At 72.0% G+C, this 22,751-nt stretch carries 22 protein-coding genes and 1 riboswitch; of the genes, 15 read left to right on the forward strand and 7 right to left on the reverse strand.

Going from position 1 to position 22,751, the window contains the following annotated elements; genetic code table 11:
* Positions 1-7 precede the first annotated feature (7 nt).
* The 3 genes from OG623_RS10385 to OG623_RS10395 are packed head-to-tail and all read left to right on the forward strand — an operon-like array spanning position 8 to position 1,671.
* The gene (locus tag OG623_RS10385) at positions 8-550 is read left to right on the forward strand and encodes a flavin reductase family protein (RefSeq protein ID WP_406145961.1); all 543 of its coding nucleotides are present in this window, start codon (positions 8-10) and stop codon (positions 548-550) included.
* Positions 547-1,476: an MBL fold metallo-hydrolase gene (locus OG623_RS10390; RefSeq protein ID WP_406145962.1), complete on the forward strand. Its 930-nt coding sequence runs from the start codon at positions 547-549 to the stop codon at positions 1,474-1,476. Before OG623_RS10385 ends, OG623_RS10390 begins: the two co-directional genes overlap by 4 nt.
* 51 nt (positions 1,477-1,527) lie before the next feature.
* On the forward strand, positions 1,528-1,671 hold the full coding sequence (locus OG623_RS10395; RefSeq protein ID WP_406145963.1) for a hypothetical protein: 144 nt from the start codon (positions 1,528-1,530) through the stop codon (positions 1,669-1,671).
* Positions 1,672-1,751: 80 nt separating this feature from the next.
* Here the strand turns inward: OG623_RS10395 and OG623_RS10400 are convergent, their stop codons facing one another.
* From OG623_RS10400 to OG623_RS10420, 5 genes are all read right to left on the reverse strand, one after another.
* Complete coding sequence (locus OG623_RS10400; RefSeq protein WP_406145964.1) at positions 1,752-2,210, reverse strand: nuclear transport factor 2 family protein; 459 nt, start codon at positions 2,208-2,210, stop codon at positions 1,752-1,754.
* A gap of 118 nt (positions 2,211-2,328) precedes the next feature.
* A complete protein-coding gene (locus tag OG623_RS10405) occupies positions 2,329-3,288 on the reverse strand; it encodes a D-2-hydroxyacid dehydrogenase family protein (RefSeq protein ID WP_406145965.1) in 960 nt (319 codons plus the stop codon).
* Between the two features lie 118 nt (positions 3,289-3,406).
* Positions 3,407-4,588 carry an NERD domain-containing protein gene (locus OG623_RS10410; protein ID WP_406145966.1) on the reverse strand — a complete coding sequence of 394 codons (1,182 nt, stop codon included), beginning with the start codon at positions 4,586-4,588 and terminating at the stop codon, positions 3,407-3,409.
* 176 nt (positions 4,589-4,764) lie between these two features.
* A complete protein-coding gene (gene glyA, locus OG623_RS10415) occupies positions 4,765-6,075 on the reverse strand; it encodes a serine hydroxymethyltransferase (protein ID WP_406145967.1) in 1,311 nt (436 codons plus the stop codon).
* Positions 6,076-6,115: 40 nt separating this feature from the next.
* Positions 6,116-6,240: riboswitch (ZMP/ZTP riboswitch) on the reverse strand.
* Between the two features lie 59 nt (positions 6,241-6,299).
* A complete protein-coding gene (locus OG623_RS10420) occupies positions 6,300-7,403 on the reverse strand; it encodes a Ku protein (RefSeq protein ID WP_406145968.1) in 1,104 nt (367 codons plus the stop codon).
* A gap of 59 nt (positions 7,404-7,462) precedes the next feature.
* Between OG623_RS10420 and ligD the strand changes: the two genes are divergently transcribed.
* From ligD to OG623_RS10460, 8 genes are all read left to right on the forward strand, one after another.
* The gene (ligD, locus tag OG623_RS10425) at positions 7,463-8,356 is read left to right on the forward strand and encodes a non-homologous end-joining DNA ligase (protein WP_406145969.1); all 894 of its coding nucleotides are present in this window, start codon (positions 7,463-7,465) and stop codon (positions 8,354-8,356) included.
* A gap of 206 nt (positions 8,357-8,562) precedes the next feature.
* Complete coding sequence (locus tag OG623_RS10430) at positions 8,563-10,683, forward strand: PBS lyase (RefSeq protein WP_406145970.1); 2,121 nt, start codon at positions 8,563-8,565, stop codon at positions 10,681-10,683.
* A complete protein-coding gene (locus OG623_RS10435; RefSeq protein ID WP_362892210.1) occupies positions 10,680-10,967 on the forward strand; it encodes a zinc-ribbon domain-containing protein in 288 nt (95 codons plus the stop codon). Before OG623_RS10430 ends, OG623_RS10435 begins: the two co-directional genes overlap by 4 nt.
* Before the next feature lie 82 nt (positions 10,968-11,049).
* Positions 11,050-12,414 (forward strand): FtsW/RodA/SpoVE family cell cycle protein, encoded by a 1,365-nt coding sequence (locus tag OG623_RS10440; RefSeq protein ID WP_406145971.1) that lies wholly within the window; start codon positions 11,050-11,052, stop codon positions 12,412-12,414.
* Positions 12,411-13,874, forward strand: a complete 1,464-nt coding sequence (locus tag OG623_RS10445) for a peptidoglycan D,D-transpeptidase FtsI family protein (protein WP_406145972.1) — start codon at positions 12,411-12,413, stop codon at positions 13,872-13,874. The genes OG623_RS10440 and OG623_RS10445 overlap by 4 nt, the downstream gene beginning before the upstream one ends.
* A 141-nt stretch (positions 13,875-14,015) precedes the next feature.
* Positions 14,016-14,321, forward strand: coding sequence for an SCO0607 family lipoprotein (locus OG623_RS10450; protein WP_406145973.1), 306 nt, complete (start codon positions 14,016-14,018; stop codon positions 14,319-14,321).
* 90 nt (positions 14,322-14,411) lie between these two features.
* Positions 14,412-14,837, forward strand: coding sequence for a MarR family winged helix-turn-helix transcriptional regulator (locus OG623_RS10455; protein WP_406145974.1), 426 nt, complete (start codon positions 14,412-14,414; stop codon positions 14,835-14,837).
* Positions 14,838-14,956: 119 nt separating this feature from the next.
* Positions 14,957-15,847, forward strand: a complete 891-nt coding sequence (locus OG623_RS10460; protein ID WP_406145975.1) for an NmrA/HSCARG family protein — start codon at positions 14,957-14,959, stop codon at positions 15,845-15,847.
* 59 nt (positions 15,848-15,906) lie between these two features.
* Here the strand turns inward: OG623_RS10460 and OG623_RS10465 are convergent, their stop codons facing one another.
* Complete coding sequence (locus tag OG623_RS10465) at positions 15,907-16,443, reverse strand: hypothetical protein (protein WP_406145976.1); 537 nt, start codon at positions 16,441-16,443, stop codon at positions 15,907-15,909.
* A 117-nt stretch (positions 16,444-16,560) separates the two neighbouring features.
* Entirely contained in the window at positions 16,561-17,667 is a 1,107-nt protein-coding gene (locus OG623_RS10470; RefSeq protein ID WP_406145977.1) for a ferritin-like domain-containing protein, read from the reverse strand.
* 189 nt (positions 17,668-17,856) lie between these two features.
* On the opposite strand from OG623_RS10470, the gene OG623_RS10475 reads away from it, so the two are divergent.
* From OG623_RS10475 to OG623_RS10490, 4 genes are all read left to right on the forward strand, one after another.
* Positions 17,857-18,792: a diiron oxygenase gene (locus tag OG623_RS10475; RefSeq protein ID WP_406145978.1), complete on the forward strand. Its 936-nt coding sequence runs from the start codon at positions 17,857-17,859 to the stop codon at positions 18,790-18,792.
* A 35-nt stretch (positions 18,793-18,827) separates the two neighbouring features.
* On the forward strand, positions 18,828-19,592 hold the full coding sequence (locus tag OG623_RS10480; protein ID WP_406145979.1) for a TetR/AcrR family transcriptional regulator: 765 nt from the start codon (positions 18,828-18,830) through the stop codon (positions 19,590-19,592).
* Between the two features lie 34 nt (positions 19,593-19,626).
* Positions 19,627-19,902, forward strand: a complete 276-nt coding sequence (locus OG623_RS10485; RefSeq protein WP_406145980.1) for a hypothetical protein — start codon at positions 19,627-19,629, stop codon at positions 19,900-19,902.
* Positions 19,903-19,973: 71 nt separating this feature from the next.
* Positions 19,974-22,628: a PQQ-binding-like beta-propeller repeat protein gene (locus OG623_RS10490; RefSeq protein ID WP_406145981.1), complete on the forward strand. Its 2,655-nt coding sequence runs from the start codon at positions 19,974-19,976 to the stop codon at positions 22,626-22,628.
* Positions 22,629-22,751 lie beyond the last annotated feature (123 nt).

Below are 22,751 nucleotides of genomic sequence, written 5' to 3' on the forward strand. Positions count from 1 at the left end.
TACTGACATGCCTGCTGTGACCGCCGGCGCACTGCTGGCCGCACCCGACGCCGCAACCTTCCGTACCGCGATGGGCAGATTCCCCACGGGCGTCACCCTGCTCACGCAGGGAAGCGGCGACGACACCATCGTGATGACGCTCAACAGCCTGACCTCGGTGTCGCTCGACCCGATGCTGATCCTGGTGTCCGTGAAGGCCGACGGCCGGATGCGGCCGCGGATCTCGCGCGCCGGGAGCTTCGCGGTGAACATCCTGAGCGAGGCGCAGCGCGACCTGGCACAGCACTTCTGCCGCCCCGACCGCTCGGAGGGCAGGGCGGCGATGCTGCGGCTGGCCGCCGAGGAGGGTCTCACGGGAAACGCCGTGCTGCCCGACGCCGAGACGTATGTCGAGTGCGTCCTGGACGCGGAGTACGCCGCGGGGGACCACACGCTCCTCATCGGCAGGGTGGTCGCCCTGTCCGGCGGGCTGTCCGCCCCCGACCCGCTCCTCTTCCACCGGGGCAGCTTCGGCCGGCTGAGCTCCGCCACCGAGGAGGACGGCAAGTGACGACGGCCCAGGCCCCCCGGGTGGCGCCGCCGGGATCGCTGGTCCCGGTCGCCGACGACGTGTACGCCTTCGTCCAGCCGGAGGGCGGCTGGTGCCTCAACAACGCGGGCCTCGTCGCCGGCGGTGGCCGCTCCGTCCTGGTGGACACGGCGGCGACGGAGTCCCGTACCCGGCGACTGAAGGAGGAGGTCGCCCGGATCGTGCCCGAAGGACCCGACTACGTCGTCAACACGCACTTCCACGGCGACCACACCTTCGGCAACGGCCAGTTCGCACCGCACGCGGTGATCGTGGCCCACGCGGGGACCCGGTCCGACACCGAGGAGGCGGGCCTCGGGCTGCGCCAGCTGTGGCCGGACGTGGAGTGGGGCGAGACCCCGCTGACACTCCCCACGCTCACCTTCAGGGACGAGCTCACCCTGCACGGCGACGGGCCGCGCACCGAGCTCCTCCATGTGGGGCCCGCGCACACGGCGAACGACGTCGTGGCCTGGGTGCCGGAGCGTCGGGTCCTGTTCACCGGTGACGTCGTCTGGTCGGGTGTGACCCCGTACATCCTGATGGGGTCGGTCACCGGTTCACTGCGGGCCCTGGAGCGACTGCGCGCGCTGCGGCCCGCGGTGGTGGTCGCCGGGCACGGCCCGGTCGGCGGCCCGGAGCTGATCGACGCGACGGAGGCGTATCTCCGGCTGCTCCAGGGGCTGGCCGAGGACGGTCTGCGGCGCGGTGCGAGCCCGCTGCGGGCCGCGCGTGAGGCGGACATCGGCGCGTTCGCCGGGCTCCTGGACTCCGAACGGCTGGTGGGCAACCTGCATCGCGCGTACGCGGAGCTCGAAGGCCTCGCCCCGGGCGACCGCATCGATGTGGCGGCGTCCTTCAAGGAGATGGTCGCCTTCCACGGGGGGCCGCCGGCCTGCCACGCCTGACCGCGCGCCTGGATTTTCGCGCAACCCGCGCAACCGAAGGAGGAGTCGTCAATGGAGACGATGCTGCTGGACCGTGTCACGGTGGAACTGCCACCCCCACCCCTGGACGAGGCACCCGGCTGGGTCCCCCTGCTGCTGGCCGGGGATCTCGACGACGACGGGAGCGAGCCGCACATCTGCCGTGGCATCGACTGACGGCATGCCGGACCGGCATCCGGCGCATGGATGAGGGGCCCTTCGCGAAGGGCCCCTCATCCATGCGCCGGATGCGGTGTTCAGGAGGCGGCCGGAGCGACCGGGCTGTCACGGTGGATGACACGGGACCGGGTCAGCAGCCGGCCGTCGCGGCGGACCAGTACGTCGTCGACGGTGAAGGTCGGCTGGAAGGCGACCTTCCCCTCCCGGTCGGTCTGGGTGACCAGCGTGTAGTACGAGACCCGCAGCGTGTCCTCGTCCGCCGGGTCGGACTCGATGAGCAGATGGCCGAACCAGTGGCGCACGGCGATGTCCTGGTAGCGGGGCAGGTTGGCGCGCATCCCGGCGATCATCTCCGCCTGGCCGCTCTGCCGCTGGCCGCCCGCGTGCACCACCTCGCCGTCCTCCGTGAACGTGGCGGCGAAGCCCTCGATGTCGAGGGCGTCGACCCGTCGCATCTGCTGCGCGTAGAAGGTCTGCACCTCGGCATACAGGTCACCGGTGACCTGCGGGCGGAGGGTCCCGACGGGCTGAGACATGGCAACTCCCTTCGCGACGGCCGCCCCCATGGCTGCCGCCGTCCCCACCAGGCTGCCGGGCGCGGCTGCAGTGCCACTGGAGACGCGCTCGCTCCCTGCTCCAGGGCGGCGCGTGGCGTCAGCCGAGCAGCCGGACCGGCTGCCCGTCGAGGTAGGCCCTGATGTCCTCGACCGCGTCCCCGTAGTACGCCGCGTAGTTGGCCCCCGACACATAGCCCAGGTGAGGTGTGGCCAACAGGCGCGGCGCGCTCCGCATCGGATGGTCGGTCGGAAGCGGCTCGACGTCGAACACATCGACGCCCGCCCCCGCGATGGCACCCCGGTGCAGCACATCGAGCAGCGCGTCCTGGTCGACGATCGCGGCCCGCGAGGTGTTGACCAGATAGCTGCCGGGCCGCATGAGACCGAGTTCCTCGGCGCCGAGCAGTCCACGGGTGCGGTCGCTGAGCGCCAGGTGGACGGTGACGAAGTCGCTGGTCTCCAGGAGCTCCTCCTTGGACGCGGCGAGGCGCGCACCGGCCTCGTCGGCCCGCTCCCGGGTCAGATTCTGGCTCCAGGCCACCACGTCCATGCCGAAGGCGCGGGCCACCGTGGCGACCCTGCCGCCGATCTTCCCGAGCCCGAGGATGCCGAGCCGGCGTCCGTGCAGATCGGCCCCGACGGTGGACTGCCAGCGGCCGCCGTCCCGGACGGAGTTGCTCTCGGTGACGATGCCACGGGCCAGTCCGAGCAGCAGCGCCCAGGTCAGCTCGACGGGCGGCGTCACCGTGCTCGCGGTGCCGCAGACGGTGACGCCGTGGCGCTCGGCGGCGGCGTAGTCGATGGAGGTGTTGCGCATGCCGGAGGCGACGAGCAGCCGGAGCCGTGGCAGCCGCTCGATCAGCGTCGCGGGAAACGGCACCCGCTCCCTGAGGGTGACGACGATGTCGAACTCGGCCAGGCGCGCGACGAGTTCGTCCTCGGTCGCACAGTGCTCCGCGAAGCTGACCACGTCGACGGCGTCGGAGACGGGCGACCAGTCGGCGGCGGTGGAGGCCACTGACTGGTAGTCGTCGAGCACGGCACAGCGGAGTTTCACGGTGTCTTCCCCTTCGACGGCACGGTACGCGCACGACGTCGGTGCGGCGGTGGTGCGGCGGCGGTGCTGCCGCGGCACTTGCGGCAGCACCGGGAAATCTACCGGCCGTGTCCCGGGGTCACGCGTCCAGCCAGGCCTCCCCGTTGCGCGCGACGTCGTAGACGCGCTCCACCTGGGTGAGGGTGAACACGCCTGTCAGCGGAGCGAGGGCGGACACCTGGCGCTCCCGGCAGACCCGGACACCGGCCGGGGTGGCGACCACCTCCAGCTCGGTGACACCGGTGAACACCAGCACGGTCTGCACGGGCACGTCGAAGGCGCAGTACGCCTCCAGCGCCGCCCTGGCCCGCCGGGCCTCCGGCCTGCCGTCGAGCGCGTACGGCTGCGGTTCGCCGTCGTCGATGCGCAGCGTGTCGTCGGCGACCCGTGCCGAGGTACCGGTGCGGTACTCGGTGCTCACCACGAACACCCCGCCCGGCCCGATGAGCAGATGCCCGATCTCCGTGGCGTCCGGCAGGGGCACGGAGTGCAGGACCCGCCAGCCGTGCCGGGTCAGCCGCTTGAGCTCGGCCCCGACCCGCCGCTCACCCGAGAGGGCGCCGCGCCGCGGGTCCGCGTCCTTGTGCCGGCGCAGCGCCCCGGTGGCCGCCCGTACGAGCGCCCCGGTCCCGCCCTCGCCGAGCTGCTCCCGGAGCGCGGCTCCCGGCCGCCGCGACGCGAGGTCGCTCGCGGCGGTCAGCGCGGGCAGCACGGCGGGCCGCCGCCGCGGTCCGGTCCCGGCCGCCGGAGGCTCGGGCGGGACCGGGGCGGGGGCGGGAGCATCAGCCGGGGCCGGGGCCCCGGCCTCGACCGGATCCGGTCCGATCGCCTTCGTCCCCGCCTCCGTCTCGGCCTCCGCTTCCGGTACGGGCGCCCGCTGCGGCGCGGCCACCACCGGTCCGGGCGCAGGCGCCGCCTCCCGTACGGGCTCGGGATCGCGCTCCGGCACCGGCTGCCGTAAGGCCGTCTCCCTCTGCCCCGCACCCCGCTTCCGCATCCCCCGCATCGGCGGGATCCGCGGGACCGGCGGCGGCGCCGCATGGGCGGGGTGTCCGGCCGGGGCCTCCGCGTCGACGAGGGCCGGCAGGTCGGGGACCTGGCGTGCGAGTGCGTCGGTCACCGCGTCGCGGTAGCGCGGGTGCAGGACCGTGATCGTGCCGCTGCCCCTGTCCGCCCATCCGATCGCGGTGCCGTCCGGCAGATTCACATAGAGCCGGTCGTGCCCGAAGAGCTGCCATGACGTGACCTTGAGATCCTGCATCGTGCCCCCTCTGTTCGCACCCCCGGCCATCCTTGCTCTCCCAGCCTGTACGGCGGTCCGGCTCCCGCACAGGGCGCAGAGCGGGCGCGCGGGGTCGGGAGCCCGGCGTTCCGGAGCGGTCCGGACCCTGTGTGCCCCGGGCTGCTCCGGCATCGCGGGCCGCTCCGGCTTCCCGGTCAGGCCGGCAGGAGTCCCGGCGCCGGATACGCCTCCATCATGGTCCGCACTTCTTCCCTGACCTTGGAAACGGTCGATTCATCACCTGTACGAGCGGCATCGACCACAAGACCGATCCACTGTGCGACCGTCCCCATCTCGGCGGCCCCGATGCCCCTCGAAGTCAGGGCGGGGGTGCCGATACGGATCCCGGACGGGTCGAAGGGCTTACGGGGGTCGTAGGGGACGGTGTTGTGGTTGACGACGATCCCGGCCCGGTCGAGGGCCTTCGCCGCGATCTTCCCGGAGACACCCTTGCTCGTGAGGTCGGCCAGCAGCAGATGGTTGTCCGTACCGCCGGAGACGAGGTCGAAGCCACGTGCCGCCAGCTCATCGCCCAGCGCACGGGCGTTGGCGACGACCTGGTGGGCGTACGCGGCGAAGTCGGGCTCCGCCGCCTCCTTGAGCGCCACCGCGATGGCGGCGGTGGTCTGGTTGTGCGGGCCGCCCTGGAGACCGGGGAACACGGCGCGGTCGATGGTCTTGGCGTGCTCGGCCGTGGTCAGCAGCATCGCGCCACGCGGTCCGCGCAGGGTCTTGTGGGTGGTGGTGGACACCACGTCGGCGTGGGGGGCGGGCGAGGGGTGCGCGCCGCCGGCGATCAGTCCCGCGATATGGGCGACATCGGCCACCAGCACCGCGCCGACCTCACGCGCGATCTCGGCGAACCCCTCGAAGTCGATCGTCCGGGGCACGGCGGTGCCGCCGCAGAAGATCAGCTTGGGCCGCTCGGCCCGTGCCAGGTCGCGCACCTCGTCGAGGTCGACGCGCCCGGTGTCGCGCCGCACTCCGTATCGCAGGCCCCGGAACCATGTGCCGGTGGCCGAGACACCCCAGCCGTGGGTGAGGTGTCCGCCCATCGGCAGCGCCATCCCGAGGACGCTGTCTCCGGGCTCCAGGAACGCCAGATAGACGGCGAGGTTGGCCGGGGACCCGGAGTAGGGCTGGACATTGGCGTGGTCCATCCGGAACAGCGCCTTGGCCCGCTCGACGGCGAGGGTCTCCACCTGGTCGATGACCTGCTGGCCCTCGTAGTAGCGCTTGCCGGGGTAGCCCTCGGAGTACTTGTTCTGCAGGACGGTGCCCGATGCCTCGAGCACGGCGGCGGAGACGTAGTTCTCACTGGGGATCAGGCGCAGGGTGTCCGCCTGGAGCCGCTCCTCGGCGTCCACCAGGGCGGCGAGCTCCGGATCGGCCGCCGCGAGGGCGGGGCGGTTCGGAGCGGTACGGGTCGGAGCGGGACGGCCTGCATCGATCGGCTGTACGGCCACGGGTTTCCTCCCGGGTCGGTCGCACGCGGGCGACATGGACCCGGAATGCCCAGGCGGACGGCCCTCCGGCGATGACGCCCCGGGCGCGCCCGGGGAGTGCCGCTCCCTCGTGGTCGTTTCCACGGAGCACCCCGTGCGGGGTACGCGCCAGTCGCGGCAGTCCGCACCCTACTGCGGGGCGGCCGGTTGCGACACCGGGCACGCCCGGGGGCGCGCGGCACACATCAGGCCGAGGTGCGCTTCCGTGTGCCCCCGGAGCTCTTCTTCGCCCCGGTCTTCTTCGCCGCGGGCTTTTTCGCAGCGGTCTTCTTCGCCGCGGGCTTCTTGGTTTCGGCCTTCTCGGGCGCGGCCCTTTTGGCCGCCGTCCTCTTCGCGGGAGCCGATTGCGCGGCCTTCCCGGCGGGGGCCTTCTTCGCGGCGGTCTTCTCGGTGGGCGCCTTCTTCTGCGCGGCCTTGTCCGGTGCGGCCTTGTCCTGTGCCGCCTTCTTCGCCGATGCCCCGGCCTTCTTCTTCCCGATGGGGTGGACGTCGGCGACCTCTCCCCCGTGCCCGCCGTGGGACTCCTTCGCCGCCCGCACGCTGCTCTCCAGCGCCGCCATCAGGTCGATCACCTTGCCCTCGGGCTCCTCGGCCTCCTCCTCCGCCACCGGTTCGCCGGCCGCCTTCGCCGCGACCAGTTCCTCGACCGCCTCGCGGTAGTCGTCGTGGAGCGCGTCCATGTCGGCGTCGCCGAGTGTGTTCATCAGCGCGTCCGCCAGGTCCAGCTCCGCGTCGCGGACCTTGACCCCGGCTTCGGGGGCGACGCCCTCGGGGGCCCGGATCTCGTCCGGCCACAGCAGGCCGTGCATCGCGATCACGTCGTCGGCCACCCGCAGCATGCCGAGCCGCTCCCGCCCCCGCAGCGCGTACTTCGCGACGGCGACCTTTCCGCTGCGTCTGAGCGCCTCACGCAGCAGGGCGTACGGCTTGGCGGCCGGCACGCCGTTGGCCGAGAGGTAGTACGCCGAATCCAGCTGAAGGGGGTCGATCGCGGAGGCCGGCACGAACCCCTCGATCTCGATCGTCTTGGCGGTGGGGAGCGGCAGCGAGGCCAGGTCCTCGTCGGTCACGGGGATCACCGTGCCGTCGGCGTCCTCGTACGCCTTGACCGTCTCGGAGGCGGGCACCTCCTCCTCGTCCAGCTCGCAGACCTTGCGGTAGCGGATCCGGCCACCGTCCTCGGTGTGGATCTGCCGGAAGGAGATCGAGTGGTTCTCGGTGGCGTTCATGAGCTTGACCGGAATGCTGACCAGTCCGAACGAGATCGAGCCGTTCCAGATGGACCTCACCGTTCACCCCTTACGCCCGCCACAGCCGCAATGATGCGATTTCGTGTGATTCTTATCGTATGACGCCGATCACAGAGGTGGAGGGGCGGCGCCTGGCGCTCAGCAATCTCGACAAGGTGCTGTATCCGGCCACCGGTACGACCAAGGGCGAGGTGCTGCACTACTACGCGGCCACGGCGGCGGGCGTGATGCTGCCGCATCTGCGCGACCGCCCGCTGTCCTTCCTGCGGTACCCGGACGGCCCGGAGGGGCTGCGCTTCTTCACCAAGAATCCGCCGCCCGGTACACCCGACTGGGTGCGCACGGCCCCGGTCCCCCGCAGCGACGATCCCGACGCCCGGCAGGTGCTCGTCCAGGACCTCCCGTCGCTGATGTGGGCGGCGAATCTGGTGGTGGAGTTCCACACCCACCAGTGGCGGCAGGACTCCCCGGCCGTGGCCGACCGGATGGTGTTCGACCTGGACCCGGGGCCGCCCGCGAGCGTCGTGGACTGCTGTGCGGTCGCCCTGTGGCTGCGGGAGCGGCTGGCGGCCGACGGGCTGTCCTCGTACGGCAAGACCTCGGGATCCAAGGGGCTGCATCTCCTCGTCCCCCTGGAGCCCACCCCGTCCGATGAGGTGACGGCCTATGCGAAGGGGCTGGCCGTCCAGGCCCAGGAGGCGCTGCCCGAGCTGGCCGTCCACCGGATGACGCGCTCGCTGCGCCCCGGGAAGGTGTTCGTGGATTTCAGCCAGAACGCCGCCGCGAAGACCACCGCGGCCCCGTACACCCTGCGGGCGAAGAGCGGTCCGGCCGTCTCCGCACCCGTCACCTGGGACGAGGTCGAGGCGTGCGCAACACCGGACGACCTTCGCTTCCTCGCCGGTGACATGGCCGCACGGCTCGAGCGGCACGGAGATCTGCTCGCCCCGCTGACCGATCCCGGACAGGCGCGCCCCCTGCCCGGGGCCTGAGCCGGGCGGAGAATACAGGGCCCGCACAGCCCGGTCACAGCCATCGCGTCCACGGCGAGGAAAGGCCGCATGTGGCGGGTGGATTGTCGTGGCCGTGGTGCACACTCTGCGCAGACACTGCTTCGCGGGCACGGTTGTGGCCGCGCGGAGACGAGCCCGACCCACCCTCATGCGCCGGTCGGGCCGAAACACGGGGAGGGTGTGGCGTGTTCACGGGGATCGACGAGGTCGACTGGGCCTCGATGGAGCATGCCTACGGCCCGGCCGGCGATGTGCCGGGGCTTCTGTACGGACTCGCGTCCGCCGATCCGGCGGAGCGGGAGAGCGCGCTCGACGGGATGTACGGCGCGGTGCACCACCAGGGCGATGTGTACGCGTGCACGCTCGCCTGCATACCGTTCCTCTTCGAGCTGGCCGTGGATCCTGGGATACGCGACCGGGGCGGCATCGTCGAGCTGCTCACCAGCATCGGCGGCATCGATCTGGACGAGGACGACGAGAGCGAGCTGGACGAGGACGAGATCGAGGGCGTGGCGAACTACGCGATGGCCGCGGCCGCCGTGTCCGCCGGTTCCGCGGTCTTCTTCGAGCTGGTCGCCGACGAGGACCCGGGCGTACGGCTCGCCGCGCCGCTGGCCCTGGCCAGCCTGCACGGCAGGCCGGGCAGGGTGCTCGCACTGCTGCGGGAGCGGCTGCCGGTGGAGGCCGACGACGAGGTGCGGCTCGCACTGGTCGAGGCGGCGGGCCGGATCGCCCTCCGCCACCGGCCGCTGGCGGACCGGGCGGCCGACTGGCTGAGCAGGCTGGCCGCCGAGGCGTATCCGCCGGGCCTGCGGCTGGCGGCCCTCGCGCAGCTGGCCCGCTGCGCCCCGGACGCGCTGCCCGGTGATGTCGTACGGGTGGTGTCGGGCCTGCTGCGGGAGCTGCGCTCCCGGACCGGCAGGCCGGAGCCGCCCGCCGCGCACGCGCCCGGTGGTGACGGTGCGGGGACGGGTCGGGCCGCGTCGCCGGCGCCGGTGGGCAGGCTGCGGGAGCTGGCGGCCGACGAGTCCGCCGGCCGCGGCACCCCGTGGGCCGCCGACCTGCTGCGGACGCTGCACGCCGGCCTCGACGACCGGGTGGAGGAGCGTACGGCGCTGCTGGCCGACCAGCTGTGCAGCCCCGACCCCTGGCAGCGCATCGACGCCGTGCGGCTGAGCGGCGGCCTGATGCGGTCCTGGCGCGGTTCCTACGAGGGCCTGGTGCGGCTGGTCGGCGCACAGCTCGCCGATCCTGAGCCCCGGCTCGCCGAGGCCGCGGCGCAGGTGCTGGAGGAGCTGTTCGACCTGGCGGCCCCGGCGGCCGACGCGCTGGCCTGGCGGGTGGAGTCGGACCCCGGGTCGTGGGTCAAGGAGTGGCCGAGCGGGCCGCCGGGCCTGGGCTCGGCGGTGAAGGCGCTGACCAGGCTGGGCGATCCCAGGGCGCTGCCCGCGCTGGCGGCGGCCCTGGAGCGCCCCGAGGTGCCGCACGACGTGGGGTTCGCGATCCGCTGCCTCGGTGACGCGGCGGCCCCGCTCGCGGGGACGCTCCGGCGCAGGCTCGGCGAGGTCGGCCTGGACGAGGGCGCGTTCGACCGGGCGAGCCCGCTGCTCGCCGGGCTGACGGCGCTGCGCGCGGGTGAGGCCGCTCCCGAGGTGCTGCGGGTGCTGCGGGGGGCGCCCGAGTACCGGGGCGAGTGGCTGCGTACGGCCGCCCTGCGGGCGCTGGGGTCGTTCGGGCCTGCCGCCCACTGTGCCGTTCCCGAGCTGCGGCGGCTGATCCTGCGGCCGGGGACGGCGGAGGCCACGGAGGCGGCCCAGGCCCTGTGGGCGGTCACGGGCGACGCGGCCACGGTGCTGCCGGTGCTCGCCGAGGGGATGCGGACCGAGCAGGTGAACGACTGCCGGACGGCGGTGAGCGCGCTGGGCGGTCTCGGGAGCCGGGCCGCGGCGGTGACGCCGAGGCTGCGGGCCCTGCTGGCGCACGACGAGCTCTGGCTCCGGGTCGACGCCGCGATCGCCCTCTGGGAGATCTCGGGGCGCACGGGCGAGGCCGTGCCCGTGCTGCTGACCGCATGGGAGAAGAACCGTCATGTCAGAGTCCGGGTCGCGGAATGTCTGGCGCGGATGGGCCCGGCTGGTGCAGGGTCGGACGCGGCACAGGTACTGCGTGCCGAACTCCTCTCCGTACGCCGCCACAACGCGGTGGACGGCGCGTACGGCGGTCACGACACTCATGCGGACGAGAAGCTGCTGGCGCTCTGCCGGCGGGCGCTTCCGGGAGACACGGGAAAAGGAACCACAGCATGATTATTTTCGGCACGCGCGGCTACCTCTACCAACTGGCGGTCCTGACCATGGTGTGCGGCTGGTGCGGCAATCCGGCCGCGCACACCCTGCGTAAGCGGGTCACCAAGTTCACCCTGTTCTTCGTGCCGCTGTTCCCGTTCTCCACGAAGTACGCGACGCAGTGCACCTTCTGCGGCGGGGAGCGGCAGATACCGAAGGAGCACGCCGACCAGCTGCTCGCGCAGGCCCAGGGCGGGCAGGACGGCAACCCGTACGGCGCCGCGCAGCAGCGGCAGCACGGTTGAGGGCGTGGCAGAGTCCCGGGCGGACGGTGCCACGAAGCTGACATAAGGGAAATAGGACCCGCCTCTTGCTACGTTGCGGGGCATGACCGCAACGACGGCGGAGGCACGCCCGCCCGAGCTACGCCTGCCCAAGCGGCGCGGGGTCGAGCTCTCGCTCCTCATCGGGGCCGTGCTGATCTCCGTCTACGGCTACGCCGCCGTCGGACTCGCCCGGAACGACGCCGTCCCCCCCGACGTCGCGGGTTACGGCGCCGGGCTCGGGCTCCTCGCCCTGCTCGCCCATCTCGCGGTCCGCTTCCGCGCGCCGTTCGCCGATCCGCTGCTGCTGCCCATCGCCGTCCTGCTCAACGGTCTTGGGCTGGTCCTGATCTACCGGCTCGACCTGGAGACCCCGAACGACCGGGCGGCGACCACACAGCTGATCTGGTCCACGCTCGGGGTCGCCTTCTTCATCGCGGTGGTGGTCTTCCTGCGTGATCACCGGGTGCTCCAGCGCTACGCCTATCTGTCGGTCGCCGCTGCCCTCGTCCTGATGATCGTGCCGATCTTCTTCCCCGCGGTGAACGGGGCCAAGATCTGGATCAGACTCGGCGGATTCTCCTTCCAGCCAGGGGAGTTCGCCAAGATCCTGCTCGCCGTGTTCTTCGCCGCCTACCTCGCGGCGAACCGCAACGCACTCGCGTACACCGGGCGCAGGATCTGGAAGCTCCAGTTCCCCACCGGCCGGGTACTGGGCCCCATCGTCGCGATCTGGCTGCTCAGCGTCTGCGTCCTCGTCCTCGAACGGGACCTGGGCACCTCGCTGCTGTTCTTCGGCCTCTTCGTGATCCTGCTCTACGTCGCCACCGGCAGGACGGGGTGGATCGCCGTCGGTCTGCTCCTCGCCGCGGCAGGCGCCTTCGTGGTCGGCTCGTTCGAACCCCATGTGCACAGCAGGGTGGAGGACTGGCTCGATCCGTACGCCACGATCAACGCGGGCAAGGGGCCGAGCCAGCTCGCCCAGTCGCTCTTCGCGTTCGCGACGGGCGGCATGCTCGGCACCGGTCTCGGGCTCGGCCACTCGATCCTCATCGGCTTCGCCGCCAAGTCCGACTTCATCCTGGCCACCGCGGGCGAGGAGCTCGGGCTGGCCGGACTCACCGCGGTCTTCCTGCTGTACGCGCTGCTGGTGGCCCGTGGTTTCCGTGCGGGTCTGGCCCTGCGCGACCCCTTCGGGCGGCTCCTGTCGGTCGGCCTGGCCTCGATCCTGGCGCTCCAGGTGTTCGTGATCGCGGGCGGGGTGATGGGGCTGATCCCGCTGACGGGGATGGCGATGCCCTTCCTCGCCCAGGGCGGGTCGTCCGTGGTCACCAACTGGATCATCGTGGCGCTGCTCATCAGGGTCAGCGACGTGGCCCGTACCCCCGACCCCGATACGGGCACCGCACCGGCCGAGGAGCGCCCGTGACCCGCCAGATCCGCCACGCCGCGGGCTTCTGCCTGCTCCTGCTCCTCGCCCTGCTGGCGAACGCCGCCCGGGTCCAGCTCTTCGAGGCCCATGAGCTCACGACCAGCTCCGCCAACCGCCGCACCACCATCGACCGTTACGACCAGCCCCGGGGCAACATCCTGGTCGGCGACGAGCCCGTCACCGGTTCGAAGGACACGGGGCAGCAGCTCGCGTACGAGCGCACCTACCGCCACGGCCCGCTGTACGCGCCGGTGACCGGCTACGCCTCCCAGACGTACGGCACCTCGCTGCTGGAGAACGCCGAGGACGCCGTCCTGACCGGCACCGCACCGATCCTGGCCCCGCTCCCACTGTGGGGGGACATCACCCGCAGCAGACAGCCGGGCGGCGATGTCGTCACCACCATCAAGGACTCGATGCAGCGCGCGGCGTACGAGGGCCTGGACGGCAGGCGCGGCGCGGTCGCCGCCCTCGACCCCTCGTCGGGCCGGATCCTGGCGCTGGTCTCCTCCCCCTCGTACGACCCCGAGCTCCTCTCCGGCACCGGCTCCTCCGTCACGGACGCGTGGGCGCGGCTCAACCGCGCGCGGAGCCGGCCGATGCTCAACCGGGCGATCCGGCAGACGTATCCGCCCGGTTCAGCCTTCAAGATCGTGACGGCGGCGGCCGCGCTGGACTCGGGGGTGGTCACCGATCCGGACGAGGAGACGGACACCCCGTCCCCGTACGTGCTGCCCGGCACCTCGACCACCCTGCCCGACGAGTCACGCGGCTGCGCGAAGGCGTCCCTCGCGGACGCGATCCGGGTCTCCTGCAACACGGTGATGGCCCATCTCGGTGTCGAGGTGGGGCTGGACGGGATGCTGGAGGCGGTGGGCAGATTCGGTTTCAACGACGACGGCCTCACGATCCCCTCCGGGGTGGCCCGCAGCAATTTCGACTCGGACATGAGCGACGACCAGCTGGCCCAGTCCTCGATCGGCCAGTTCGACACGACGGCGACCCCGCTCCAGATGGCGATGGTGGCCTCGGCGGTGGCGAACGGCGGCGAGCTGAAGCGCCCGCATCTGGTGGACCGGGTGACCACCGACGACGGGGACACGGTCCGGCGGCAGGGCTCGGACTCGTACCGCCGGGCCATGGACCCGGAGACGGCCCGGCAGCTCCAGCGGATGATGACCGACGTCGTGGAGGACGGCACCGGCACGAACGCGGCCATCGACGGCGTGACGGTCGGCGGCAAGACGGGCACCGCGCAGCACGGGGTCGACAACTCCGGTACGCCGTACGCCTGGTTCATCGCCTGGGCCCAGTCACCGGACTCCGGCCGCCCGGCGGTCGCCGTCGCGGTGGTCGTGGAGGACGCGGCAGCCGACCGGGCCGACGTCAGCGGCGGCGGCAACGCGGCCCCGATCGCGCGGGCGGTGATGGAGGCGGCGCTGGAGGACGGCGGCTGACCTCCTGGCCCGGTGGGGAGTTCGCGTCCACCGCCCGCGCACAGGTACGCACACCGGATATGAGTACGCGTGCTCACGCTCCTCCCCTCCGGCCCACGGCAGGCTTGGCGCTGTCAGCCACGCACCAGAGGGAGCCCCACCATGCGCACGACCAGCCGACTCCGCACCACGCTCGGGCTCGCCCTCGCGGGCGTCACGGTCACCCTGTTCACCTCCGCCTGCTCGACGCAGGACGCTGTGTGCGGGGGCGACGAATACCCGGTTCTGCGGGTGGGCAGCGCCGGCAGCGCGTGCGCGTCCGACGACGAGGAGCCGCCCAAGGGCTACGCCCGCTACCCGGAGGGCAAGGTTCCGAAGCACGTGGACGACACGTGGTACACGTACTGGCAGACCCGGACCGTCGACAAGAACGGCAGGACCGTCGAGCTCCCCGAGAAGAACGACTAGCATTCCGGCCGTAGACTGCCATAGCGGGTGAAGTGTCGCTTCTCGGCGTCGGTAGACTGGACGTTCGGCACCGGACGAGGGGCGGCGGGCGTGGACTACGGCGACAAGCTCTTCTGGCTCTCGGTCCTGATCCAGCGGAGGTACGCGCAGATCTGCGCCGAGCACGACCTGACCTCCTTGCAGGCCACACTGTTGTGCGCGATCAAGGACGAGCCGCGGCAGATGGCGTACCTCGCCACCTCGCTCGGTATGACCAAGAACGCGCTGAGCCAGCTCGTCGATCGCACCGAGCGACGCCACCTGGTCAGCCGAGCGAGTTCGGAGCAGGACCGGCGGGTCATCATGCTCGGCGTGACGCCCACGGGAAAGGTGCTCGCCGAGGCGGTGTTCGCCGAGACCACCAGGCGCCTGCCCGATGTCGCGGAGAACCTCGACGCCGACGACCAGCGCGAGCTCGAACGCCTGGCCACCGCCGTCGTGGACACGTCGAGCGTCTCGGCGTCCACCCCGTCCTGACATACCGCGCAGCCCTCCTTGGCACCCCCATACCTTGCATCAGTTCATGGCGTGAACTAGTGTTGTTCACGCCATGAACTAACCAGGGTTCACGGCATGCCCTAGCGAGAGGTGACGTCATGGTCACGCGGGAAAGCGGTGCGATCGCGGTCTTCGGTGCGACGGGACAACAGGGCGGGGCGACCGTCGACGCACTCCTGGCCCGAGGAGCGCGGGTGCGGGCCCTCGTCCGCACCCCCGAGTCCGATCGAGCGCAGGCACTGGCCGCCCGGGGCGTCGAGCCGGCGACCGTCCGGATCGACGATCCGGCGTCAACGGTCGCCGCGCTGGAGGCGGTCGACGCGTTCTACTTCATGACCCCGGAGGCGAACAGCCTGGAGGAGATCGAGGAGGAGGTCCGAGTGGGCACCGCCCTCGTCGATGCGGCGGCCGCAGCGCGCGTGCCGCACGTCGTGTTCAACTCGGTCTTCGGAGCGGATCGCGAAACGGGCGTGCCGCACCACGACTCGAAACACCGGATCGAGGAACACCTGAGGCGTTCCGGCCTGAGGGCCACGATGGTTCGCCCGACCGCCTTCATGGAGAACTTCGCGAGCGTGATGGCGCCGAGCCTGGAGGACGGAACGATCGTGCTGAGGCTGCCGCTGCCGAACGACATCGCCCTGAAGATGATCTCGATCAAGGATATCGGCCAGGTCGCCGCCGCGATCCTGCTCGACACCGTGGACGTGCCCGGCGGAGCCATCGAGGTCTTCGGCGACGAGCCGACGGGCCCCCAGATCGCCGCCGCGTTCGGCGCGCGCGCCGGGCTGCCGTCACGCTACGAGGCCCTGCCGCTGAGCGTCCTCGGCAACGACCTCGACAAGGCGATGTTCCGCCAGTTCGCCGAGGCGCCCGAATCCCCGTCGGACCTCGCAGCGGTGAAGGCGATCGTACCGACCACCTGGGACCTGACCGAGTGGATCCGCTCCACCGGCTGGACCGCGCCCGCGGACCGGATCCGTTCCTAGCACTCCAGCCGGACTTCGGCGTACGTCCTGGTCAACGGCTTGAGTACCAGGACCTCGGGTCAGCGCCCCCGCCGCTTCCACCACGGGCGCAGCCCCGTCAGGTCGAGGATCACCGGCGAGACGAGAAGGAGCACCCCGAGGGGGAAGAGGAGCAGGGTTGCCCCCCGGTCGCCCTCGAAGTTGCCGCTGAAGGCCGCTCCGACGCCGCCGAGCATGATGAGGCCGCCCACCACCTGGACACGCCGGAGGAGCAGGGACTCGGTCATCATCGACACCCGCCGCTCCTTCGCGGGCGCGGCGCGCGTGGGCTCCGGCGACGGGGGCTCGGAGGGACGCCGGTAGGTGCGGTAGCCGTCACCGGTGAAGATGCGGACCTCGTGGCTCGTCTGGACGCGCCAGGTGTGTCCTGGAAGGTGCACACCGGTGCTCGGCACCGCGTGGACGGGCAGATCCCGCAGCTGCTGGGCCGCCTCATCCGCCCGGTCGTCCAGGTGGTCCTGCAGCCCGGCCCGCGCCTCCTCGGAGGTCGGGTAGGTGCGTGCGCTGAACTGCACGGTGGCACCGTGGATATGCACCCAGCCCCAGTGGTCGGTCATGGTCACACCTGGCCCCGCTCGCCCTCGTCGTGCGCGCTCCTCGCCGCTCCGTGTCGGGCATGCAATCAGAACGGCCCCACCCTCGGCAGGCGAACGCCCTCCGAAGTGAGCCGGGTCTCATGACCCGCCGCCCTCCGCTATCGCATCCGCGACCTCCGCGACCCGCTCCTGCTCCTCCACCGCGAAGCGGTCACGGTCCAGCTGTTCGGCTATCTCCTCGTCCTGGGCCATCAGCAGGTCCAGATTCGAGTTGCCCAGTTCGAAGACGCCCATGTCGACGTACGCCTTCTGGAGCCGTTCGCCCCAGAGGCCGATGTCCTTGACGCAGGGGACGATCCGGCTGAAGAGCAGCTTGCGGAAGAGCTGGAGGTACTCCGAGTGTTCGGAGAGCTCCTTGGCCTCCTGCTTGCCGATGCCGAAGTTCTCCAGGACCTCGACGCCGCTGAGCCGGTCGCGCATCAGGTAGCAGCCCTCGATGACGAACTCCTCGCGCTCGCGCAGTTCGGCGTCGCTCAGCTGCTTGTAGTAGTCGCGCAGCGCCATCCGCCCGAAGGCCACATGCCGGGCCTCGTCCTGCATGACGTAGGCGAGGATCTGTTTGGGCAGCGGCCTGGTCGTGGTGTCACGGATCATGCCGAACGCGGCGAGCGCCAGCCCCTCGATGAGGACCTGCATCCCGAGATAGGGCATGTCCCAGCGGGAGTCGCGCAGGGTGTCGCCCAGCAGCCCCTGGAGGTTGTCGTTGACCGGGTAGAGCATCCCGATCTTCTCGTGCAGGAAGCGCCCGTAGATCTCCGCGTGCCGCGCCTCGTCCATGGTCTGGGTCGCGGAGTAGAACTTCGCGTCCAGGTCGGGGACCGACTCCACGATCCGGGCGGCGCAAACCATGGCGCCCTGCTCACCGTGGAGGAACTGGCTGAACTGCCAGGAGGTGTAGTGCTTGCGCAGTTCGCCCCGGTCCCGTTCGGTCATCTTCGCCCAGTGCGGGGTGCCGTGGAGGGTCAGCGCCTCGTCGGGGGTGCCGAGGGGGTCCGCGGGATCGACCTCCAGGCTCCAGTCGATGCGCTTGTTGCCGTCCCACTGCTTGTCCTTGCCCTTCTGGTAGAGGGCAAGGAGGCGTTCGCGGCCGTCGTCGTAGTCCCAGCTGAAGCGGGCCGCGCCCGTGGCAGGGACCTGCCATGTCGGCGTGGCCGGCGGGGTGGTGTAGAGGTCGTGTGTCGACACGGAGGGCTCCTTCGCCCGGCGAGGATGGTGCGTTCCGTGGTGCTGACGTCAGTTGGCAGGTTCACACGTTGGTAGACACGCGGTCAACAAGTCGCGCACGGGGGATTGACTGCCTTGCTGACAGGCAGTCTCATAAATCATGAGCGGAAACTTGACCGCCGGTAACCCCTCCGCGAAGGGCCTTCAGCCATGACGACAGTGACCGACGAGTCCCTCCGGGTGCTGCGCGACGCGCTCGGCCCGCTCAAGGACCGCGAACAGGTCGCGGCCCGCCTGCTGGAGGCATCGGCCAAGCACTCCTTCGACCCGGACACCGACCTCGACTGGGACGCGGGCGTCGAGGACGGCAAGTGGTTCTGGCCGCCGGAGCTGGTCTCCCTCTACGACACCCCGCTGTGGCGGACGATGTCCGAGGAGCAGCGGATGGACCTGTCCCGCCACGAGGCGGCGTCGCTGGCCTCGCTGGGGATCTGGTTCGAGATCATCCTGATGCAGCTGCTCGTCCGGCACATCTACGACAAGTCCGTGACCAGCAAGCACGTCCGCTACGCCCTCACCGAGATAGCCGACGAGTGCCGGCACTCCATGATGTTCGCCCGCATGATCGACTGGGGCGGGGGGCCCGCATATCCGGTCCCCCGGCGCTACCACAACCTGGCGCGGGTGCTGAAGACCATCTCCACCACCCCCGGTTCCTTCGCAGCCACCCTGCTCGGCGAGGAGATCCTGGACTGGATGCAGCGGCTCACCTTCCCCGACGAGCGCGTCCAGTCGCTCGTACGCGGGGTGACCCGCATCCATGTCGTCGAGGAGGCCCGGCATGTGCGCTACGCACGCGAGGAGCTGCGCCGCCAGATGGTGACGGCACCGCCCTGGGAGCGCAGGCTGACCCGGCTCAACTGCGGTGAGGCGGCCCGCGTCTTCTCGGTCTGCTTCGTGAATCCGCAGGTGTACGCGAACGTGGGCCTTGACCGCCACGAGGCCGTCGCCCAGGTGAGGGCGAGCGGACACCGGGCGGAGGTCATGCAGACGGGAGCGAAGAGGCTCACGGATTTCTTCGACGACATCGGCGTGCTCAACGGCGTGGGCCGCAGGCTGTGGAAGAGCTCGGGCCTGCTGGCCTGAGGCCGCTGCGCGGGGCAGCGCTTAGGCTTCGGAGTATGACGTCATCCGTGCCCGCAGCACCGCCGGCCCGCGCCTACCGTCGGCTCGGTGTCGAGGAGCGCCGCACCCAACTGCTGGGCGCGGCGCTCACCCTCTTCGCACACCGGGCTCCGGACGATGTGTCGATCGACGAGGTGGCGGTCGCGGCCGGCGTCTCGCGCCCGCTCGTCTACCGCTACTTCCCCGGCGGCAGGCAGCAGTTGTACGAGGCCGCACTCGGGTCGGCCGCCGAGCAGCTGACGCGCTGCTTCGCCGAACCGCCCGTAGGCCTGCCCACCGAGCGCGTCGGCCGGGTCCTCGACCGCTACCTCGGCTTCGTCGACCAGCACGACGCCGGCTTCAGCGCCCTGCTGCGCGGCGGCAGCGTCGCCGAGACCTCGCGCACGACCACGATCGTGGACGGCGTACGCAGGGCAGCGGCCGACCAGATCCTGCTCCACCTGGGCCGGAGCGGCCGACAGGGCCAGGAGCCCGCCGGACCACGCCTGAGCATGATGGTGCGTACCTGGATCGCGTCCGTGGAGGCGGCATCCCTGATCTGGCTGGACGAGGACAAGCGGCCGGCGGCGTCGAACCTGCGGGACTGGCTGGTCGACCATCTGATGGCCCTGCTCGCGGTGACGGCCGCGTCGGACGAGGAGACCGAGACCGTGGTGGCGGACCTGCTGAGCCAGGAGACCGCCGAAGGTCCGGCCGGGCGGCTCGCGACGCGGATCATCCCGGTGGTGGGCCGGGCGGCACATCTGCTGCCGCCGGACTGAGGCCCATGCCCCGGCCCTGCGTCAGACTGGCCTGGTGAGAAGCGAGAACACGCCCTTCCGCGGCGGCCCCCTCGACGGCCGGGTGCTGCCCGTACTGCTCGGACCGACCGGCCATCCGCCCAAGTGGTACGAGGTCCCGGTGCCGGACGCCGACGGCGGCCCCGCCACCGTGTACGCCTACCGGCGCGCACCGGCGGGCTATTCGAAACGCCTCGGGCTGCAGCGCGGCTGGGTGTACGAGTACGCCCCCGAAGGCCGTGAGCGCTCCACCCCCAAGTGGCCCTGGACGAAACCCCGCAGCGGGTCCTGAGCGGTGTGCGGGGCGACGCCCGTAAGATCGGCGGTCAGGTGCCGAGGGCACGGTCACAAGGGGGGTGCGCCATGGAGGCGCTGCGTCAGGACGATCCACGCCACTTCGGCCCGTACACCACGCTGGCGCGCTTCCGCGAGAGCGCGAGCGCCGTGCACTACCTGGCCAGGGGCGAGGACCGCGACGCGCTCACCGTGGTGACGGCCGCCCGGCCCGCCCTCGCCTCCGTACCCGCCTTCCGGCGCCGCTTCAGGTCCGAGGCCCGCACCGCGGACCGGCTGGCGGGGGGCTGGGTGCAGCCGCCGCTCGACCCGCAGGACGACGAGGACGGCCTGTGGACCGCCACGGCGTACGTGCCCGCGGTGACGCTCGCCGATGCGATCGGCATCGCGGGTCCGCTGCCCGAGCGTGCCGTACGGATACTGGGCGCAGGCCTGGCCGAGACGCTCTCCCGGGTGCACGCCACCGGAGCCGTGCTCCAGGGCCTCGCGCCGGAGACGGTGCTGCTGGCCGAGGACGGCCCCCGGCTGACCGCGTTCGGCCCCCTGGGCGCGGCCGCCTCCGCCGAGGCCAGGGAGGGCGGCCAGCTGTCCGTACGGCTCGGGTATCTCACCCCCGAGCAGGTCGAGGGCAAGGAAGTGGGCCCGGCCTCCGATCTGTTCGTCCTGGGCCTGCTGCTGGCGTACGCGGCGACCGGAGCCACCCCGCTCGCCGACGGGCCCGCGGAGGAGGCGGCGGAGCGCATCGCCCATGGTTCCGCGGAACTCGGCGCCGTACCCGATGAGTTGCGCGCGCTGATCGCGCGCTGTCTGGCCAAGGACCCGGACGACCGGCCCGGCGCGGGCTCGGTCGCGGCCGAACTGGCACTGGAGGGCGCGGCGGGCCTCGCCAAGGGCGGCTGGCTCCCTGAGCCGTTGTCAGCAGCGGTGACCGACCAGACGGCACGGGCGCGGGCGCTGGAGCCGCCGGAGGACCAGCGGGTCGAGGCGGCGGACCCGGCGGACGCGGTCCGGGACGAGGCTCCGGCGGACCCGGCCCAGGACAGCGACGGCAGCAGCGGCAGCGGCAGCGGCAGCGGTGACATCGGGGAGGACAGCCGCACCACGCGCTTCCTCCCGGCAGGGGCGCGAGCACCGCGGTCCGACCGGGTGACGGCCCAGCTGGCCCTCCCCCAGGAGGCGACCGGCGCCGCACCGCAACCGCCACCCGCACCCGCACCCGCACAGCCCTACCCGTACGTCCATCCGGTCACGGCAGCCGCCCCGCAGGCCTCACCCGCCGCACCCGTTACGTCCCCCGCGCTCCCCCAGGCACTGCCCGCGGCACTGCCCGCGGCGCTCCCCGCGGCCCTGCCTGCCGGGGCCCCGGCCGGCGCACCGGACTCCGCGCCGCGCGCCGTCGCCGCCCAGGTCACCAGCCGGCGCGCGCTGTTCACGGCCGTAGGCGCCGGGGCGGCGGGCCTCGTGCTGGGCGGCGGCGCCGTCGCTCTCCTCGGCTCCGACGGCTCCGACGCGGCCGCCGACGACAAGCCGGCCGCCGAGCCCGGCCCCACCGTCCCCGGCCGGGCGCCGGACCCCCGGTGGATCTACACCCACCCGGCCTCCGCGCCTGCCCCGCTCACCGCGGGCGTCTGGCAGGACAAGCTGCTCGTGCTGACGGACACGGCAGGGGCGACCGGCGTCGACCTGCGGACGGGGCGGAAGATCTGGGAGCGTGCCGACGCCGCCGGGGCGCAGGCCGTCCTGACGGCCGGAGCGGGTCTCTGCTTCCTGGCCAGCCCGACCGAATTCCTCTGGCTGTCGCCGAAGGACGGGAAGATCGCGCACCGGGTGCGCTTCGTGGACCAGTTCGACGACGTACCGAACATGAAGGTGGCCCCGCTCACCGGCCGGTCGGGGAACGTCCTCTGGTTCACCGGCTCCCACACCGTCACCGTGAAGGCGCCCAAGCCGAAGAAGGGCAAGAAGCAGGGGAAGGACACGCAGGCCGTCAAGGCGTACTTCTTCGCGTACGACGTCGTGCTGCGCAAGGAGCTCTGGCGCGTCTCCGTACCCGAGGGCCGGAGCCCCGGCACCCCGGCCTACCGGCTGACCGCCGTCATGGACGAGGGCGTCGTCGTGCGCCAGGACGCCGACACCCTCACCCCCGCCGACACCAAGGCCGCCAAGGGCAAGGCCACCTTCCGCTGCTTCGACCGCACGACGGGCAAGCTGCTCTGGGAGCGTGAGTTCGGCGCGGTCGCACCGGACGGCGCGGCGGCCGGCGACGCGGAGGGTCAGCTGTACGGCGCGGTGGGCGACGACCTCCAGGCCTTCGAGACGGACACCGGCAAGCCGGTCTGGACGCTGAACGGCACCGAGTCCTCCGTCTTCGGCACACCACTCCCGGCCGGCGCCCGGCTCCACACCACCAACCGCAACCAGGAGGTCGGCGCGGTCGAGCGGGCGTCGGGGAAGGTGCTCTGGCGGCGTTCCACCGAAGTGCCGCTGGGCGGCGACGCCCCCGCGCTCACGCTGAGCGCGGGCGGGAAGACGCTGCTCGCAGCGGACGCCTCGCAGGTGACCGCGTTCGCCGCGGCGGACGGGCGCCGGCTGTGGAAGTTCCAGGACATCGGCGCCCAGGCCCCGAAGGGCACCACGGTCAGCGCGCCCTACCGGGTGCTGGCCACCGGGAAGACCGCCGTCGTCCAGCGGGAGCGGGCCTTCTACGCCTTCCCCGCCGAGTGACGTCCGGGCGTCCACCGTTCGGGGCAACCCCCGGACGGCACGCCGGGCGGTCCTTGCATCACCCGACACCGAGTGACCGGATGGACGAGATCCGAGCACTTGTGGGGTAGTCCGATTAATAGG

It is taken from the genome of Streptomyces sp. NBC_01012, from assembly GCF_045162755.1.
Taxonomy (GTDB): domain Bacteria; phylum Actinomycetota; class Actinomycetes; order Streptomycetales; family Streptomycetaceae; genus Streptomyces.